Origin of the sequence: Pseudidiomarina homiensis, from assembly GCF_003987225.1 — a bacterium.
GTDB lineage: Bacteria > Pseudomonadota > Gammaproteobacteria > Enterobacterales > Alteromonadaceae > Pseudidiomarina > Pseudidiomarina homiensis.
Map to the genome: position 1 here is coordinate 247207 of NZ_PIPX01000002.1, position 18043 is coordinate 265249.

14 protein-coding genes are annotated in these 18043 nt (G+C 51.4%); 9 read left to right on the plus strand and 5 right to left on the minus strand.

Translation table 11 applies throughout. The features are described 5' to 3' along the window. Window positions 1–4 precede the first annotated feature (4 nt). Window positions 5–2113 carry a bifunctional GTP diphosphokinase/guanosine-3',5'-bis pyrophosphate 3'-pyrophosphohydrolase gene (spoT, locus tag CWI70_RS10245; RefSeq protein ID WP_126773408.1) on the plus strand — a complete coding sequence of 703 codons (2109 nt, stop codon included), beginning with the start codon at window positions 5–7 and terminating at the stop codon, window positions 2111–2113. Window position 2114: 1 nt separating this feature from the next. Continuing rightward, window positions 2115–2507 (plus strand): RidA family protein, encoded by a 393-nt coding sequence (locus CWI70_RS10250; protein ID WP_126773410.1) that lies wholly within the window; start codon window positions 2115–2117, stop codon window positions 2505–2507. On the opposite strand, the gene CWI70_RS10255 is transcribed toward CWI70_RS10250, so the two are convergent. Further along, window positions 2504–3835 carry a Na+/H+ antiporter NhaC family protein gene (locus CWI70_RS10255; protein ID WP_126773412.1) on the minus strand — a complete coding sequence of 444 codons (1332 nt, stop codon included), beginning with the start codon at window positions 3833–3835 and terminating at the stop codon, window positions 2504–2506. The genes CWI70_RS10250 and CWI70_RS10255 overlap by 4 nt on opposite strands. 154 nt (window positions 3836–3989) lie before the next feature. Between CWI70_RS10255 and CWI70_RS10260 the strand changes: the two genes are divergently transcribed. Beyond that, entirely contained in the window at window positions 3990–5513 is a 1524-nt protein-coding gene (locus tag CWI70_RS10260) for a bifunctional GNAT family N-acetyltransferase/carbon-nitrogen hydrolase family protein (protein WP_126773414.1), read from the plus strand. Window positions 5514–5648: 135 nt separating this feature from the next. Then, window positions 5649–7298 carry a fatty acid--CoA ligase gene (locus tag CWI70_RS10265; protein WP_126773416.1) on the plus strand — a complete coding sequence of 550 codons (1650 nt, stop codon included), beginning with the start codon at window positions 5649–5651 and terminating at the stop codon, window positions 7296–7298. 7 nt (window positions 7299–7305) lie between these two features. Here the strand turns inward: CWI70_RS10265 and CWI70_RS10270 are convergent, their stop codons facing one another. From CWI70_RS10270 to CWI70_RS10285, 4 genes are all read right to left on the minus strand, one after another. Further along, complete coding sequence (locus CWI70_RS10270; protein ID WP_126773418.1) at window positions 7306–8223, minus strand: histone deacetylase family protein; 918 nt, start codon at window positions 8221–8223, stop codon at window positions 7306–7308. Window position 8224: 1 nt separating this feature from the next. Beyond that, on the minus strand, window positions 8225–10090 hold the full coding sequence (locus CWI70_RS10275) for a GNAT family N-acetyltransferase (RefSeq protein WP_241967884.1): 1866 nt from the start codon (window positions 10088–10090) through the stop codon (window positions 8225–8227). Window positions 10091–10106: 16 nt separating this feature from the next. After that, entirely contained in the window at window positions 10107–11345 is a 1239-nt protein-coding gene (locus CWI70_RS10280) for a M20 family metallopeptidase (protein WP_126773711.1), read from the minus strand. A 122-nt stretch (window positions 11346–11467) separates the two neighbouring features. Continuing rightward, window positions 11468–12109, minus strand: a complete 642-nt coding sequence (locus tag CWI70_RS10285; protein ID WP_126773420.1) for a TIGR01621 family pseudouridine synthase — start codon at window positions 12107–12109, stop codon at window positions 11468–11470. Between the two features lie 118 nt (window positions 12110–12227). Here CWI70_RS10285 and trmH point away from each other — a divergent pair, with 118 nt between their 5' ends. Genes trmH through ubiB form a run of 5 tightly spaced genes read left to right on the plus strand, consistent with a single transcriptional unit; the run spans window position 12228 to window position 18034 of the window. Then, window positions 12228–12908: a tRNA (guanosine(18)-2'-O)-methyltransferase TrmH gene (trmH, locus tag CWI70_RS10290; RefSeq protein ID WP_126773422.1), complete on the plus strand. Its 681-nt coding sequence runs from the start codon at window positions 12228–12230 to the stop codon at window positions 12906–12908. A 1-nt stretch (window position 12909) separates the two neighbouring features. Beyond that, entirely contained in the window at window positions 12910–14991 is a 2082-nt protein-coding gene (gene recG / locus CWI70_RS10295; RefSeq protein ID WP_126773424.1) for an ATP-dependent DNA helicase RecG, read from the plus strand. Window positions 14992–15033: 42 nt separating this feature from the next. Beyond that, window positions 15034–15789, plus strand: a complete 756-nt coding sequence (ubiE, locus tag CWI70_RS10300) for a bifunctional demethylmenaquinone methyltransferase/2-methoxy-6-polyprenyl-1,4-benzoquinol methylase UbiE (protein WP_126773713.1) — start codon at window positions 15034–15036, stop codon at window positions 15787–15789. Next, window positions 15789–16391, plus strand: coding sequence for a ubiquinone biosynthesis accessory factor UbiJ (locus CWI70_RS10305; protein WP_241967885.1), 603 nt, complete (start codon window positions 15789–15791; stop codon window positions 16389–16391). Before ubiE ends, CWI70_RS10305 begins: the two co-directional genes overlap by 1 nt. Before the next feature lie 2 nt (window positions 16392–16393). Next, window positions 16394–18034 carry a ubiquinone biosynthesis regulatory protein kinase UbiB gene (gene ubiB / locus CWI70_RS10310; protein WP_126773428.1) on the plus strand — a complete coding sequence of 547 codons (1641 nt, stop codon included), beginning with the start codon at window positions 16394–16396 and terminating at the stop codon, window positions 18032–18034. The last annotated feature ends 9 nt before the right edge of the window (window positions 18035–18043 follow it).

Consider the following 18043-nt stretch of genomic DNA (forward strand, 5'->3'; position numbering starts at 1 on the left):
GCGGGTGTATTTATTTGAAGGTCTCCGGCAGCAATTAGCCGAGTATCTGCCACCTGATCAGGTGCAGCGTGCCGCTGCGGCCTTTAAACTGGCCGCAGAAGCGCACAAAACGCAAAAACGCCGTAGCGGCGAACCTTATATTACCCATCCTGTTGCCGTAGCCGGCATCCTTGCTGACATGCGCCTTGACCATGAGACCATCATGGCAGCGCTGTTGCATGATGTGATCGAAGACACCGAATTCACCCAAGAAGACCTGGCCGAGCAGTTTGGCTCCACGGTCGCTGAGTTGGTGGAAGGCGTGTCGAAACTCGATAAGCTTACCTTTGATTCGAAGGAAGAATTACAAACCGAAAACTATCGCAAAATGATTATGGCGATGGTCCACGATATTCGGGTTATTCTGATTAAGCTTGCCGACCGCACGCACAACATGCGCACTATTGGTCATTTGCGCCCCGATAAACGCCGCCGTATTGCTCGCGAAACCCTCGAGATTTATGCGCCACTCGCGCACCGTCTTGGTATTCACGATATTAAGAACGAGCTCGAGCATCTAGGCTTCTTTGCTTTGTATCCTTGGCGCGCCAAACTGCTTGAGTCACAAGTAAAGCAAGCGCGCGGCAATCGCCGTGAGTTGGTTGAACGGGTGCAGAAAGAAGTCGAAGCACGCTTGCATGAACATGGCATTAGCGCTCGCGTGCTAGGCCGTGAAAAGCATTTGTACAGCATTTACAAAAAAATGCTGAGTAAAGAACTGCATTTTGAACAGGTCATGGACATCTACGCTTTTCGGGTGATTGTTGACGAAGTTGACACCTGCTATCGCGTGCTGGGTGCACTGCATAACCTCTATAAACCGATCGAAACGCGTTTTAAAGATTACATTGCGATTCCGAAGTCGAACGGTTACCAGTCATTGCATACGTCCTTGAAGGGGCCACACGGTATTCCTGTTGAGATTCAGATCCGCACCGAAGAAATGAACTTGATGGCAGATCGCGGGGTTGCCGCGCATTGGCTCTATAAAACCGAAGAGAGCTCGGGTACGACCGCGCAGGTGCGGGCCCGCCGTTGGATGCAAAGTTTGCTCGAACTGCAGCAAAGCACTGGTAATGCATTTGAATTTATTGAGAACGTGAAATCTGAACTGTTCCCAGAAGAAATTTATGTGTTTACCCCCGAGGGCCGCATCATTGAGCTCCCACAAGGTGCAACGCCAGTCGACTTTGCCTATGCGGTGCATACCGATATTGGTAACACCTGCATCGGTGCGCGAGTGAATCATAAAGTGTATTCGTTGAGTAAGCCGCTTGAGACTGGCCAAACCGTTGAAATTAAAACAGCGCCAGGTTCACGCCCGAATATTGCTTGGCTGAACTTTGCGGTGACCGGTAAGGCTCGTGCGAAAATCCGGCAGTATTTGAAAGGCCAAGAAACCCGCGAGGCGGAACAGCTTGGTGAGCGTTTGTTGCGCGCCGCACTGGGGCCAGTGAATTATAATGATATTTCGGGCGCAGAGTTCGAGCGTGTCTGCGAAGAAGTCAAAGTCGAGTCGAAATCTCAATTGCTGCGGGAAATTGGTCTCGGCAATATGATGTCGGTTGCGATTGCGAAACGTCTGTTGGGCGAAATGCAGCAGCTTAGAGACGAACAGCCGAGCAATGGCCGCGGACTCTCCATCAAAGGCGCCGAAGGGTTGTTGGTGAGCTTCGCTAAATGTTGTCGACCGATTCCAGGCGATGACATTATTGCCCACGTTAGCCCAGGTAAAGGATTGGTTATCCATCGTCGCGAGTGCAAGAACGTGCGTGGCCATGAAGACGAGCCAGGCCGTTACTTCCCGGTACAGTGGGACAACAAGCCTGAAGCAGAATTTATTACTGAAGTACGGGTCGAGGTGGTGAACCACCAAGGGGCGTTGGCGAAGCTGACGTCAAATATTGCGGCCACCGGCTGCAACATTCACGGCCTGAAGACCGAAGAAGTCGATGCCAATATCTACTACATTGATGTGGCATTAACCGTTCATGATCGGAAGCAACTTGCTGATGTGATTCGTCATATTCGCAAGATGCCAGATGTACAACGCGTCGCGCGTTTAAGGAAATAACATGTCAAAAGTCATTATTAATACCGACAAGGCACCAGCGGCGATTGGTACCTATTCACAAGCTGTGAAAATTGGCACAACCGTTTACCTGTCGGGGCAAATTCCGTTTGTGCCTGAAACAATGGAATTCGTCAGCGAAGATTTTCGAGCACAAGCTGTGCAGGTGTTTAAGAACCTGTCAGCCGTGTGTGAAGCCGCCGGCGGTGAATTGCAAGATATGGTGAAAGTACAAATATACCTAACTGATCTAGGCCAATTCGCCATTGTGAATGAAGTGATGGCTGAATTTTTCCGCACGCCGTATCCTGCGCGCGCCGCTATCGGCGTGAAAGCTCTACCGAAGGGCGCGCAAATCGAAATTGACGGCGTCATGGAGTTACCGAGCACCAATTAAGTGGTGCTCGGCTCAAGCTTTTCACGCCCTTCTAACGGCTTACGCCAGATAATCATTGCTAGCGCCACAGCGCCAAGAATGAAGCAGTAGCCAGTATTCACACTCACTTGAATTGGCGTTAGCCCAAAGCTAGCGCCCATGAAGAGTGCTTGCGCACCGTACGGCAAGGCACCTTGCACCACACACGCAAAAATATCCAACAAACTCGCGCTTTGTCGTGGCGCTAGATTACCTTCTTCGGCAAGACGTTTACTGACTTCACCAGAGAGCAAAATCGTCACCGTATTATTGGCTACCGCGAAGTTGGTGAGGCCAGTCAGGCCAGCCACGCCGAATGCGGCGCGTTGCTGCGGATGCTTGAATAAGCGCTTGGTGATATTACCGACCGTTGTCGCCAGAAACTTCAAACCACCTTGTTGACGGATCAGCGCCGACAGGCCACCAATTAGCAAGCTGAGCAAGAAAATTTCTTGCATGCTGGCGAAGCCCTTGTAGATGTCTTGACTGAACGCCACCCATTGATAGTCCACGGTCACCATGCCAAAGGCGGCGGCTAGAATAATACCAAGCGTCAGCACCGCAAAAACGTTGAGTCCCATGACGGCCAGCACAATGATGAAGAAGTAAGGTAGGCTCAACCACAAATTCGCTTCCGGAATTTGCGGTGGAGTGGCGCCCGTATCGTAGCTGATCAACCACAAAATCGTAATGACCGCAGCTGGAATTGCTATTTTCAGGTTGGCTTTAAACTTGTCACTCATATTACAGCCCTGCGTGCGCGTGGCTGCAATCGTCGTATCAGAAATGATGGACAAGTTGTCACCAAACATGGCCCCGCTCACCAAAACCCCTGCTAATAGTGGCAGGTCGATGCCTGACGCTTGGCCAAGACCTAAGGCCACTGGCGCCAAAGCACCTAGGGTGCCCATCGAGGTGCCCATAGCGGTCGATACGACGGCGGCGATAATGAATAAGCCCGGTAGTAAGAAGCTGGCGGGAATCACGTGTAACCCCAAGGCAACCATGGCGTCGACCCCACCCGTAGCGGCAGCGACGGTGGAAAACGCGCCTGCGAGCAGATAGATCATACACATGGTGACAATGTTGCGATCACCGACACCGGCAACGAAGGTGTTGATACGCTCTTCAAAGGCCTGCTTGCTGAGCAGTACGCCTAAAATGATTGCTGGGAGAATGGCCACCGGGCTTGCCAGTTGGTAAAACGCCATATCGACGCCGGTAGCTTGAAAGTAAATACCGGCACCTAGAAAAAGTGCAAGAAAGAGCCCCAGTGGGAGCAGCGCACGAGCGCTAGCAGCTTCAGTCATAAGTTAGCGTACCTTTATAATTTTATTTGGACGTCCAGAAGTGTATACATCCTTAACTTCGGGTGCAAGAGCCAAAGCCGATTAGCTGTTGCCAATTACCGCGACTTCGTCATACTAAGTTACATGTTGTACTAAGGAATATGAAGGATGTCGAATGAGCCCTGATGATCTGCACTTGCAGTTGCGCAATTTACGCAAAGAGGATTACCCACAACTCAAAGCGTTAATGGATAAAGTCTACCCTGATATTGGTGGCGCTTGGGGTGAGCATACCATCCTGAAACTGGTGAAAGAATTTCCTGAAGGGCAAATCTGTTTAGAAGACAATGGCCAACTCGTCGGTGTCGCATTGACCGTGCAAGTAAAGTACGCGCGCTTCAGCAATCCGCACACGTACGACGACTTGATGGACGCCCGCGAAAACATTCTTAATGATCGCAAAGGCGACGCACTTTACGGCCTCGATGTACTGATCCATCCTGATTACCGTGGTTTCCGCTTAGGGCGCCGTTTGTACGACGCGCGTAAAGAACTTTGCCGTCAGCTCAACCTGAAAGCGATTCTAGCTGGTGGTCGTATAGTGAACTTCCACAAATACGCCGACGAATTGACACCTGGGCAATACATTGAAGGCGTACACCGCCGTGAGATTTATGATCCTATTCTCACTTTCCAGTTAGCCAACGATTTCACTGTGAAGCGCTTACTCGGTAAATATTTACCGGAAGACAAACGCTCGGTAGGTTTTGCGACCTTGCTCGAGTGGAACAACTTTTTGTACGAGCCGTCCGACAATATTCTCGGCAGCCGTATTCGTAACGTGCGCATTGGCGCTGTGCAGTGGCAGATGCGTGAAATTGACTCAGTGGAAGAAATGCTCAAGCAAGTGGAGTACTTTGTTGATGCCATGTCGAGCTACCAAAGTGACTTTGCGGTATTCCCGGAGTTTTTTAATGCGCCATTGATGGGCCTTACCGATCAAAGCCAGCAAAAAGATGCGATTCGCTTCTTGGCGGGTTACACCGAACGCTTCAAACGTGAAATGTCGCAAATGGCAGTCAGTTATAACGTCAACATCATTACCGGTTCGATGCCTCTTGATGAAGACGACGTGATCTACAACGTCTCGTACTTGTGTCGCCGCGACGGCACCATCGAAGAGCAGCGCAAGATCCACGTAACACCGCACGAGAAGCGCGATTGGGTGATCGAAGGTGGGAATCACGTGCAAGTGTTCGACACCGATGCTGGCAAGATCGGTATTTTGATTTGTTACGACGTTGAGTTCCCTGAGTTAGGCCGACTCATGGCCGCCGAAGGCCTCGAAATTCTTTTCGTGCCGTTCTGGACCGATACGCGTAATGCCTATTTGCGTGTGCGCCACTGTGCGCAAGCGCGGGCGGTTGAAAATGAATGCTATGTGGTCACTTGCGGTAGTGTCGGTAATTTACCTCAGGTCGAAAGCCTCGATGTGCAGTATGCACAGTCAGCAGTGTTCTCACCATCGGACTTCGCCTTCCCGTACGATGCGATCTTGGCGGAGACGACACCGAACACCGAGCAATTGATTTTCTCTGATCTAAACTTAGATGAATTGCGGTATTTACATCACGAGGGGTCGGTCACTAACTTAAAAGACAGACGCACCGACATCTACGAAGTCACCAGGAAATGGTAAAAGCCGACGTTCTGTAGCCCGTGGTTCTACCACGGGGGGATTTGAATTGAACGGGCATGGTCGAAACGTCAGGAGTGACCCGTGGTAGAACCACGGGCTACCAAACGCGAACAACGAACAACGAGGGTATTTTCTATGGCGGTAAAACTGATTTCTCCAGCGGACGAAGCCTATAACTATCCGCTTCTGATCAAACAGCTCTTGCTGTCAGCCGAGCGCTATGCCGGCGATAACGAAATCGTTGGCGGTAACAATGGACAGCGCTTTAGCTATGCCGAATTTATCGAGCGCGTGCATCGCTTAGCCAATGTCTTGACCGAAGCGGGCGTCAAAGAAGGCGATACAGTTGCTGTGCTGGATTGGGATACGCCGCGTTACCTCGAGTGTTTCTTTGCCATCCCGATGATTGGTGCGGTGCTCCACACGGTCAATGTGCGTTTGGCTTCCGAGCAAGTGGTTTACACCATGAATCATGCACAGGATGACTTGGTGTTAGTGCATGATGACTTTTTGCCGTTGATCGCTAAGGTGCAAGACCAATTAACGACAGTGAAAGGTTACATCCAACTCACCGACGAAGCCCAAGCCCCTGATGCACCGCTCGAGGTCATGGGCGACTACGAAAGCTTGCTAGCAGGCGCTATGACGGAGTTCGATTTTCCCGACTTTGATGAAAATGCGATTGCGACGACCTTCTATACCACGGGTACGACAGGCAATCCGAAAGGCGTGTTTTTCTCGCATCGGCAATTGGTATTGCATACCTTGGCGCTGTCAGCAACCACCAGCATGAACGACAACATGCAGTTGATGCAGGCGTCGAGTGTGTACATGCCGATCACGCCGATGTTCCATGTGCATGCTTGGGGCGTGCCGTACGTTGCCACCATGATGGGCTTGAAGCAGGTTTATCCTGGTCGCTACGAGCCTGCCACCCTGCTGAAACTGTACATGACCGAAAAAGTGACCTTCTCGCATTGTGTGCCAACGATTCTGCAGATGGTCTTAAGTAGTGAAAAAGCGAAAGCCATTGATTTTAGTGGCTGGCAGGTATTGATTGGCGGCAGTGCGCTCACCGAAGGACTAGCCAAGGCTGCGCTGGAACGCGGCATTCAGATCTATACCGGTTACGGTATGTCGGAGACTTGTCCACTGCTGAGCACCACGTGGATGCCGCTTGATGCCGATAGCTTCAGTATGGAGCAACAAGTGCGTACCCGCGTGCAAACAGGTAAGCCGGTGCCGCTAGTGAATATGCGCATTATTGATGATAACGGCCGGTTCTTACCGCACGATGGTAAGGCGATGGGCGAAGTTGTGGTGCGTACCCCGTGGCTCACGCAAGGCTATTTGCACGAGCCGGAAAAGAGCGACGAGCTATGGGCCAACGGTTGGATGCACACTGGTGACGTTGGCAGTATCGATAATAGCTACACGTTGCAAATCCGTGACCGCATTAAGGATGTGATCAAAACCGGTGGCGAGTGGGTGTCGTCCCTCGATATTGAGAACTTGATTAGCCAGCACCCTGACATTGAGCTCTCGGCAGTGATCGGTTTGCCTGATGATGAGTGGGGCGAGCGGCCGCATGCGGTGGTGACCGTGCGTGAAGGTGCGCAGGTTGATCAACAAGCAGTGGCTGACTTTATGCAGAAGTTTGTCGATGAAGGCCACATCGAGAAGTGGGCCATTCCAGATACCATCAAAGTGGTGGATGAGATTCCACGGACCAGTGTCGGCAAAGTCGACAAAAAACTGATCCGTAGTCAACTGCAGGAAGGTTAGCTCTTTATTAAATTAAGCCTTTGATGAATGCGACCACACTTCGTCCCAACGAGCTGTGGTCGTAGCCTCCTTCAAGCATGCCAACAATGCGACCCGAACAAAACTGTTCGGCGTAGCCCTTTAATTCTTTGGCGATCCAAAAGTAATCATCTTCACGCAGCTTAAAGTTACCCATGTCGTCTTCGGCATGCCCATCAAATCCGGCCGAAACGAGAATGAGCTGCGGTTCAAAGCGTTCCAGTGCCGGCCACCAACGTGCCATGACTTCTTTGCGCCAAGTTTCGCCGGCAGTGCCAGCGGGCATTGGCGAATTGATGATATGTGGGCTAATGGTGTCGGCTCCGGTGTCAGGGTAAAACGGATGCTGGAAAGATGAACACAGTAATACGCGTTCGTCATTAAAGAAGATGTCCTCGGTACCGTTGCCGTGATGAACATCGAAATCAATGATGGCCACGCGCTCAAGTTGATGCGCACTCATGGCATGGGTTGCAGCAACCGCAATATTGTTAAAAATGCAGAAGCCCATGGCCTTGTCGTAGCAAGCATGATGCCCCGGCGGGCGCACCACGCAGAACGCACGTTGATTGTCGCCCTGCATAACTTCATCTACCGCACTGACACCACAACCTGCAGCGTAGAGCGCGGCATCTAGTGAGCCGGGCGTCATCAGTGTGTCAGGATCAAGCCAAATGTGACCTTCGGCGGGGGCGCGGGCAAACACATCGTTCACATAGTCGACGCTATGGGTGTGATAGAGCTGCTCTTGCGTCGCCTTGCTACCATCGCGTTGGCTAATCGCTAACTCGAGGCCGGAGCGAATAATCTGATCATTAATGGCACTAAGACGCGCAGGTTCCTCGGGATGTACCTCGGTGACTTGATGCTGCATGCATTGCGGATGGCTAAATACAGTAATCGACATGTTACGACTCGTCGCTAGTAGTAAGTGGAAGCTTCAAGTGAACTTCACCTGGTTCCTCACTTGGTAAACGTTTAAAGCCAGCGCGTTCGAATACCGCTAGCATCTTATGATTTTCGGCTCGCACGTAGGCGACCATGTGGTCGATATCGCGTAGTTTGGCAATGCGGATCATTTCGTCCAGTAAGCGACTGGCCATGCCTTTGCCCTGATGAATTTCACGGGTAACAAAAGCCACTTCGCAGCTGTTGTTTTGCGGCACATAATAATAGCGACCGACGGCTTGAATTTCGGCTGCAGATCCCTTCTGGCGCACAATACAGAGAGCAAGATCGGTCGCTTGATCAACACTCACCAGGGTACAGGATTTTTCCCGACTCATTTGCGTTGGCACAGTGTTGTAACGCATTTGCAGGGTTTCTTTGGTATGCGAGTAGAAGAATTCCTGCAAGCGCCGCTCATCACTTGGATTAAGAGGACGTAAGTCATAGCATTGGCCATCGATGTTTAATTCACGAAAACCGACGCTGCCAAGTTCAGGAACTTCCACCGATTTGATGGTTTGGTAGTTGGGCACGTAATAGTGTTTGCGCACTTCTTCAAGGAGTTGCTGGCGGAACTTCGGATGGGCCACTCGAATAAGCTCAAGGGCGCGTTCGCGAATGCTTTTGCCGCGCAACGAAGCGACACCAAATTCGGTAACCACGTAATAAACATGTGCCCGCGACGTCGCGACTCCGACGCCCTCCGTAAGGTGCGGGACAATCCGTGAGATGGTGCCGTTTTTAGCGGTCGAGGGCAGCGCAATAACCGGCTTTCCACCCTTACTCATCGAAGCACCGCGGCTGAAGTCGACGTGCCCACCAATGCCACTATAGAACTGATGGCCAATCGAGTCCGACACAACTTGACCCGTTAGGTCGACTTCGATCGCACTATTAATCGAAATCATGTTGTCGTTGCGGGCAATATTGGCCGGCGAATTCACATACTCACTTGGGTAAAAACCAATGTGTGGATTGCCATCGACAAAGTCGTACAAGGCTTTACTGCCAACGCAGAAACTGGTGACAGCTTTGTGCTGGTGGTAGGTCTTTTTGCGGTTATTAATGACCCCTTTTTGCATCAATTCCATGATGCCATCGGTGATCATTTCGCTATGAACGCCCAAGTCTTTATGGTTACCGAGGTAGCGCAAAACTGCGTCGCAAATGTTGCCAAAGCCAATTTGAATGGTGGCGCCGTCATCGATCAGCAATGACACATACTGACCGATCCGTTCGGTAACCGCATCGAGTTCAGTGGCTTCGATTTCTGGGAGCTCTGCTTCAGCTTCAAAAAAAGCGTCAATTTGCCCTTTGTGAATAAATGCTTGGCCGAAGGTCACGGGCATTTTGGGATTGACTTGGGCAATTACTTTTTTCGCCGCTTTTAGCGCTGACGAAACAATATCCACGGAAACGCCAAGTGAATGATAGCCATATTTGTCGGCAGGGCTGACCATGATCAACGCGGCATCGAGCGGAAGTATATCTTCAGAAAACAGGTAGGGAATGTCCGACATGAAGCACGGCGTATAGTCCGCTCGCCCTTCGGCTACCGCAGTGCGAACCTGAGGACCGCCAATGAACAGACTGTTGATCTTAAACTGCTGAGTATAGCGTGGCTCAGCCCACTGGTTGTCGCCGAGTGCATACACTTGCACGATTTCGATATCGTGCAAGTGTTGACTGTGGGCCATCAGGTCATTGATCAGCGCGTGCGGTACCGCAGCATGGGAGCCGATGAAAATGCGGTTGCCGGACTTCAGTAGCTGCTGCCAATGGGTAAGTTTACCCTCGACCATTAAACTACCTTGCGGACCTGCCATCGCAACCTCCTGTTGGTTAGTCTTCAGCGTAATCAAACACCCAGTTTACGTACAATTCAGTGCCGACTTTGAGCGCATCTTCATCAGCGTAAAAGTAAGGTGAGTGGTTGCTTGGCGCTGTTGCTGGATCTTGCCCTTCCGGTGTAATTCCTAAAAAGACAAAGAGTCCTGGAACCTCTAATGCGTAGAACGAGAAGTCCTCTGCACCAGTAACCAGCGGATTCACTTTTACTTTGTCGGCGCCGGCAACTTGCTCAATGGTCGGCAGCATTTGTGCCGTCAATTCCGGGTTGTTAATCGTTACCGGGTAACCTTCGTCAATATGCACATGCGCTTCAGCGCCAGAGCTAGCGGCAGTGTGCTCTGCTGTGGTTTTTAGGTTTTCAAAAATTTGTGCGCGGTTGTCCATGTCGAAGTTACGGATGGTGCCTTCTAAGTAAACTTCGTCCGGAATAATATTGTTACGCACGCCACCTTCGACAATACCAAAGCTGACGACCGCTGGCGCTTTGGTAATATCCACTTGGCGGCTGATAATGGTTTGTGTGTTGTTAATGATTTGCGCTGCGGTAACAATAGGGTCAACCCCACCCCATGGGCGCGAGCCATGTGTTTGACGGCCTTTTACGTTGATTTCAAAGCGATCAGAGGACGCCATCAAAGGGCCTGAGCGATAACCAATATGCCCAGTTGTGCCCGCAGACCACACGTGAATGCCAAACACTGCGTCGGGTTTGAGATCGGCAAAGAGGCCTTGTTCGAGCATTAACTCGGCACCACCTTCCTCACCTTTCGGAGCGCCTTCCTCGGCGGGCTGGAAGATAAACATGACGGTACCAGCAAGTTCATTTTGCAGCGCAGCGAGCTGCTCGGCGGCGCCCATTAACATGGCAACATGCATGTCATGGCCACAGGCATGCATCACACCTACTTCTTCACCGCGGTACTCGGCGGTGGCGGTCGATTTAAAGGGGAGATCGGTTTTTTCGGTGACCGGTAAGGCGTCCATGTCAGCGCGTAATGCAACGACAGGGCCTGGCTTTGCGCCTTTAAGGATGCCGACGACGCCGGTATGGGCAACTTCGGTTTGCACCTCTAAGCCAAGTTTACGTAGATGTTCTGCAACGACTTTTGCTGTGCGAAATTCGCGGTTACTGAGTTCAGGATGTTGATGCAGGTCACGACGCCATTCAATCACCTGCTGCTCTAGCTCGGCAGAGATACGTACCGGGTCATCGGCAGCTAGCGCCGTCATTGGTGCGACAGTTAGTGTCGCACAGCAGGCTAAAGTAAGTTTTGCGATCGCAGAAAGTTTCGACATGACCAATCACCTTTGCAAGTTGTAATGAAAGTGATTTGAGTATGCCTCGTTGCTGATTATTTTGCCAATGCGGCTTTGGTCGCAGGATCGGCAAACAAGCCGTAGTTGGGTAATGGGGCGGTGATGGCGAATGCTTCGTGCGCATAAGTAAATGCGAGCTGCCACGCGTGAAGATGTAGATAAGTGTTGGCTTCACCACCGTAGCGCGTATCGCCGACGATGGGGGCTCCCAGGCTTTTTAGCGCCACGCGGAGTTGATGCGTACGCCCGGTTTGTGGATGCAGGTGATACAGCCGATATCCCGTTGCGATTGCCTCGCTGCTAAATTGTGTGCGCGCTGGATTCACTTTACTATGCGTTAAACGCCAACTGCCGCGGCGGGCTTTGACCATATCGCCTACCACCCAGCCTTGCTTTTTCTTTGGCTTGCCAGCAGCAATGGCTAAGTAGGTTTTCGTGATAGCGCGGTCGGCGAACAATTGACTCAGTGCTGCAGCAGCATTGGCGTTACGAGCGATCAAAAGAACCCCTGAGGTGGGGGTATCAAGGCGGTGAACTGGCCATAATTGCTCGCCCAATTGCTCGGCCAGCTGGTGTACGACGCTGACTTCGTTGTCGTTGGCATGCATGGGAGCGCCTGCGGGTTTGTTAAGCGCATAAAAATCAGCATGTTGAAAAACTAGGGTTAACTCGCGCATACCGTTATACTCTCAAAAAACCGTTGTTCGCTATTCGCTGTTTGCTGTTTGTTTAGACAAAAAGCGAGCGCTAGCGAGCGTGCGAACAGCGAATAGCAAACAACGCTTTGGATTTTTTATGTCACCGGAACGCTTTGCTCGCATCAACAAATTACTCGATCGGCGCCAACCCGATCTTACGCTCTGTCTCGAGAGTGTCCACAAAAACCACAACTTATCGGCGCTTATTCGCACCGCCGACGCCGTAGGCCTGCATGAAGTTCATGCCATCTGGTTCGATCGCAAAGGTAAAATCAAAGGCGGCACAGCCATGGGCTCGCAGCAGTGGGTTAAAGTGCACCACCATGACAGCACGGCAGAAACCATTGCTCAGCTTAAAGCCGAGGGCAAGCAGGTGTTAGTGACTCACCTATCGGCGTCAGCAATCGACTTTCGTAAAGTGGATTACACCAAGCCGACGGCGATACTATTCGGTCAAGAAAAACACGGTGTCTCTGAGCAAGCGCTGGCGTTGGCCGATCAGCATGTGGTGATTCCGATGGTGGGTATGGCGCAATCGCTGAATGTTTCTGTGGCTGCCGCGGCGATTTTATACGAAGCACAGCGGCAACGTGAAAATGCGGGTATGTACGAGCGACCACAATTGTCGGCGGATGAGCGCCATCGCGTACTGTTTGAAGGTGGTCATCCGATTTTTGCCAAGCTTTGTCGGCGCAAAAAGCTCGCTTATCCGGAGTTGGATGAGCACGGGCAAATTGTCGCTGATGACGCGTGGTGGCATGCGGTGAGGTCAAATTGATATGAGCCAAGCGGGGTTGCATCGCATTCCTGTTTCGGTCCTTAAGGGGGTGGGGCCGAAACTGCAGGAGCGTTTGACCAAGTTGGGCTTGGCGACCGTTCAGGATGTGCTTTTGCATCTGCCACTTCGTTATGAAGATCGCTCGCGTATTTATCCGATTGCCGCGCTACAACCCGGTACCACAGCTACGGTGATTGCTCGCGTAGTCAAAGCCGATGTTGTGTATGGCCGCCGCCGTATGCTCAAGGTCAACGTGCGTGATGCCAGCGGCGGCTTGAACTTGGTGTTTTTTCAGTTTAGCGCGGCGCAGTTGAAGCAGTTTGCACAAGGAACGCAGTTGCAGCTCTTCGGTGAAGTGCGCAGGGGCATGCAAGGGCCGGATATGATTCATCCGGAGTACAAGATTGTGCAAGGTGAAGTGCCGCAGTTGGCAGAAAGCTCATTGACCCCGGTGTACCCAACTACTGAAGGTGTCCAGCAAGCGACCTTGCGAAAATTGAGTGAGCAAGCACTTACCTACCTGACGCCGCAAGCTTTACCGGAGTTGCTGCCAGAACATCTGCGTCCTGGCGGAATGGCGTTGAGTGCTGCGATTCAATTGTTGCACCGACCACCGCTGGATGTGCATTTGCATGAGCTGCAAGAGGGCACGCATCCAGCACAATTGCGGCTAGCGATGGAAGAACTCGTCGCTCATCAGCTGAGCCTACTGAAGCTACGCAGCCTAAAACAACAACATCAAGCTCGTGCGTTGCAGCCACATAATGAATTAGAGTCGGCATTTTTGCAGCAACTGCCGTTTCAGCCCACCCAAGCTCAACAGCGTGTGGTAAATGAGATCCAGCAAGATTTAGCGCAACCGATCCCGATGATGCGTTTGGTGCAAGGTGATGTGGGATCAGGCAAGACCTTGGTGGCAGCTCTCGCGGCACTAACGGCAATTGGGCAAGGTTACCAAGTGGCGCTAATGGCACCGACGGAAATCTTGGCCGAACAGCATGCGCTGACGTTTCGTCAATGGTTTGCCCCGCTGGGGATCGAGGTTGGCTGGCTAGCTGGTAAGCAAACTAGCAAGCAACGCAATGAGGTGTTGGCGACGCTGAAAACTGGGCAAACCCAGTTGGTGGTGGGGACACATGCGTTATTTCAAGCTGACGTTAAGTATCATAATTTGTCATTAGTGATCATTGACGAGCAGCATCGGTTTGGTGTGCATCAACGCTTAGAGCTGCGTGAAAAAGGTGTGCAGCAAGGCTTTCAGCCGCATCAGTTGATTATGACCGCAACACCGATTCCGCGGACGTTGGCGATGACTGCCTATGCTGACTTAGCCACATCTATTATCGATGAATTACCACCGGGCCGTACACCGGTCACCACAGTGGCGATTCCAGATACGCGTCGCGATCAGGTGGTGGCACGGGTGCACAAAGTCTGCACTGAAGAAAAACGCCAAGCGTATTGGGTGTGTACGTTGATCGAAGAGTCGGAAGCATTGCAATGCCAAGCAGCTGAAGACACTGCGAATCAACTTGCGGCCGCGCTCCCGGACTTGCGCATTGGACTTGTGCACGGGCGTTTAAAGAGCGCTGAAAAAGAAGCGGTCATGCAGGCCTTCAAAGCCCACGAACTCGATCTGCTGGTCGCTACGACAGTGATTGAGGTGGGTGTTGACGTGCCGAATGCGAGTTTGATGATTATCGAAAATCCCGAGCGCCTCGGTTTGGCGCAACTGCACCAGTTGCGCGGGCGAGTCGGCCGTGGTGCTGTGGCGAGTCACTGTGTGCTGCTGTACCATGCGCCGTTATCGAAAACAGCTACGCAACGTCTTGGTGTGTTGCGCGATAGCAGCGACGGCTTTGTGATCGCCGAGCGTGATTTAGAGCTCCGCGGACCTGGCGAATTATTGGGGCAGCGGCAGACCGGATTGACCGAAATGAAGGTTGCGGACGTAATGAAGCACAGTGATTTGCTCGAGCAAGCGCAGCATCTGGCGCAACAGCTTTGGGGTGATTATCGTGAGACATCCGAAGCATTGATCCAGCGCTGGTTACCGCGTCGAGACCACTACGCCCAAGCATGATTTCGTAGTACACTAGACGCACATTTGTAAAAAGGCAGTATGATGAAAGATTCGAAGTCAGACACCATTGATTTTGGCTATAAGCAAGTTGCCCGCGACGAGAAGCAGGGACTGGTCGCCAATGTCTTTAATTCAGTGGCCAAAAAATACGACATCATGAATGACGTCATGTCGTTCGGTATTCATCGGCTTTGGAAGCGCTACACCATCGATTGCAGCGGTGTTCGCAAGGGCATGAAGGTGCTCGATATTGCCGGCGGTACAGGTGATCTGACCGCGCAATTTTCCCGCCGTGTGGGTCCGACCGGCGAAGTCGTCTTAGCAGACATTAACCAAGCGATGCTTGATGTCGGCCGTGATAAATTACGCAATATGGGGATTGTCGACAACGTCGACTACGTGCAAGCAAACGCTGAAGAATTACCGTTTGAGAGTGATCGTTTCGACATCATTACCATAGCCTTTGGTTTGCGTAATGTTACCGATAAGCAAAAAGCACTGGAATCAATGTTTCGCGTACTTAAGCCGGGTGGCCGGTTGCTGGTACTTGAATTTTCAAAGCCGGTACCGCCGTTGTTATCGCAAGCCTATGATTTTTACTCGTTCAATGTATTACCGAAAATGGGGCAGCTGGTTGCAGGTGATGCCGAAAGTTACCAGTATCTCGCCGAGTCTATTCGCATGCACCCTGATCAAGAGACCCTGAAGGGAATGATGCAAACAGCTGGTTATGAGCAGGTGACCTATCACAATCTGACGGGTGGTATTGTCGCGCTGCATCGAGGTTTCAAGTTCTGATGCTGTGGACTGTGTTGCCAAATCAATTGCTGGAACTTGCGGCGCAGCAGCTGCTCGCCCTCGACCCAGCGAGCGCTGACCGATTGACAAAACTTGCCGGAAAACGCTTGCGGGTGACGTTGAGGGAAGTCGGTAAGCCGCTCACCGTAACGGTTACTGAGAGCAGCGTGCTGTTCAGTTGGATTGATACAGCAGAGGTCGACTGTCATATCATGACCGAATTGGCGGTCCTCCCAGAGCTTCGCGATAGCGCTAATATCACGCGTTTGATCAAAGCAGACAAGCTCGATATTGATGGCGATCCAATGTTGGCTCAGCAATTAAGCAAGCTTTTTACTGAGCTTGCGATTGACTGGCCAGAACAGCTCTCGCAGCGGATTGGCGATGTTCCGGCACAGTTGTTGGTAACTGCCTTTCAGCGCAGTCGTTCGCGATTTAAACAATGGCGAGCAGATAGTCAGCAGTGGGTGCAAGATGCGCTGATCGAAGAAAAGCAGGTTCTACCCGCACGAGCGCAATTCCTGCAATTCCAGGCTGACGTGCAAGCTTTGCGCGCCCGCATCGACAAACTTGAACGGCAGCTACGGGAACCACGAGATTGAGTATGCGAGCCAAGCGACTGTATCAGATCACACGAACATTTTTGCACTATGGCTTGAATGAACTTATTCCTGCCAAGTGGATGCCTTGGTCTGTTCGAGTGGCAAGAGTTGGGTTGTTTTGGTTACCAAACCGCCACAAAGAGAAGCCAGCCGGCGAACGCTTGCGCTTAGCGCTTGAATCCCTTGGTCCAGTGTGGGTTAAGTTCGGCCAAATGCTTTCGACGCGGCGTGACCTTTTGCCGCCGGATATAGCGCTGGAGCTGGCAAAACTGCAAGATAAAGTAAAACCGTTCAGCGGTGAACGTGCGCAAAAGCTTATCGAAAAGGCGCTGGGGCTAAAACATATTGATGAACTATTCGATGACTTTAACGTTACACCGTTGGCATCGGCGTCAATTGCGCAAGTGCACACAGCGAAGTTGAAGCATGGTGACGATGCTGGCGCCGACGTGGTTATCAAAGTTATTCGTCCAGATATTCGTGATGCTATTGATGCCGATTTGAGCTTGATGGAAACCTTAGCTTCAGTTCTAGCGAAGCATCTGCCCGACGGACGTCGCCTAAAACCTCGCGAAGTGGTTAAAGAATATCGCAAAACGCTGCTTGATGAGCTCGATTTAGCGCGCGAAGCAGCAAACGCTATTCAATTACGCCGTAATTTTGAAGATTCTAAGTTGCTCTATATACCGAAGGTCTACAGTGACTTTAGCCGACATAATGTGATGGTGATGGAGCGTATTGACGGTATTCCTGTGAGCGATGTCGACACCTTGATGACACTGGGTGTTGATATGAAGAAGCTCGCTGAGCGCGGTGTCGAAGTGTTCTTTACGCAAGTCTTTCGCGATAGCTTTTTTCATGCCGATATGCATCCGGGCAATATTTTTGTTGCGCGCGAACATCCAGAAGATCCGCAGTATCTTGGTATTGATTTTGGTATTGTCGGCACCCTCAACCGTGAAGATAAACGTTATTTAGCGGAAAACTTTCTCGCCTTCTTTAATCGTGATTACCGAAAAGTGGCTGAATTACATGTGGATTCGGGCTGGGTACCTGCGCATATCAATGTCGAGGAGTTTGAATCAGCGATTCGGACAGTCTGCGAACCTATTTTCAATAAACCGCTCGCCGATATTTCTTTTGGCCATGTGCTGGTAAACTTATTCAATACGGCGCGACGATTTGAAATGGAAGTTCAGCCACAGCTGGTGTTGTTGCAGAAAACCTTACTTTACGTCGAGGGCTTAGGGCGTACGTTGTACCCGCAGTTGGATTTATGGCAAACCGCTAAGCCGTTTTTAGAGCGTTGGATGCAAGAACAACTCGGTTGGCGTGCGGTGTTACGCTCGGTGAAGGAGCATGCACCTTATTGGGCCGAAAAAATGCCGGAAATGCCAACTTTGCTCTATGATTACTTGCGCAACCAAAAGCATCAAGTTGAGCAGCAACAGTTGGCTACGCAGGCAGTATTGGCCGGCCAGAGAAAGATGGTGTGGCGTTTATGGTGGGGCTTAATGAGTACTGCCACCTTAGTGAGTACAACCTTGTTGTGGGTTACCGAACAGAATCACTGGCTGACCGCTTTAAGCGGTGTGGCAACGTTGGCCAGTGTTGTGATGAGCTGGCGCAAACCAGCAAAGTAGAACAGAGGA

Bases quoted from the DNA above. Each gene is read 5' to 3' on its own strand.
- CWI70_RS10250 (WP_126773410.1), top strand. From the start codon at position 2,115: ATGTCAAAAGTCATTATTAATACCGACAAGGCACCAGCGGCGATTGGT.
- CWI70_RS10255 (WP_126773412.1), bottom strand. From the start codon at position 3,835: ATGACTGAAGCTGCTAGCGCTCGTGCGCTGCTCCCACTGGGGCTCTTT.
- CWI70_RS10260 (WP_126773414.1), top strand. From the start codon at position 3,990: ATGAGCCCTGATGATCTGCACTTGCAGTTGCGCAATTTACGCAAAGAG.
- CWI70_RS10265 (WP_126773416.1), top strand. From the start codon at position 5,649: ATGGCGGTAAAACTGATTTCTCCAGCGGACGAAGCCTATAACTATCCG.
- CWI70_RS10270 (WP_126773418.1), bottom strand. From the start codon at position 8,223: ATGTCGATTACTGTATTTAGCCATCCGCAATGCATGCAGCATCAAGTC.
- CWI70_RS10275 (WP_241967884.1), bottom strand. From the start codon at position 10,090: ATGGCAGGTCCGCAAGGTAGTTTAATGGTCGAGGGTAAACTTACCCAT.
- CWI70_RS10280 (WP_126773711.1), bottom strand. From the start codon at position 11,345: ATGACGGCGCTAGCTGCCGATGACCCGGTACGTATCTCTGCCGAGCTA.
- CWI70_RS10285 (WP_126773420.1), bottom strand. From the start codon at position 12,109: ATGCGCGAGTTAACCCTAGTTTTTCAACATGCTGATTTTTATGCGCTT.
- trmH (WP_126773422.1), top strand. From the start codon at position 12,228: ATGTCACCGGAACGCTTTGCTCGCATCAACAAATTACTCGATCGGCGC.
- recG (WP_126773424.1), top strand. From the start codon at position 12,910: ATGAGCCAAGCGGGGTTGCATCGCATTCCTGTTTCGGTCCTTAAGGGG.
- ubiE (WP_126773713.1), top strand. From the start codon at position 15,034: ATGAAAGATTCGAAGTCAGACACCATTGATTTTGGCTATAAGCAAGTT.
- CWI70_RS10305 (WP_241967885.1), top strand. From the start codon at position 15,789: ATGCTGTGGACTGTGTTGCCAAATCAATTGCTGGAACTTGCGGCGCAG.
- ubiB (WP_126773428.1), top strand. From the start codon at position 16,394: ATGCGAGCCAAGCGACTGTATCAGATCACACGAACATTTTTGCACTAT.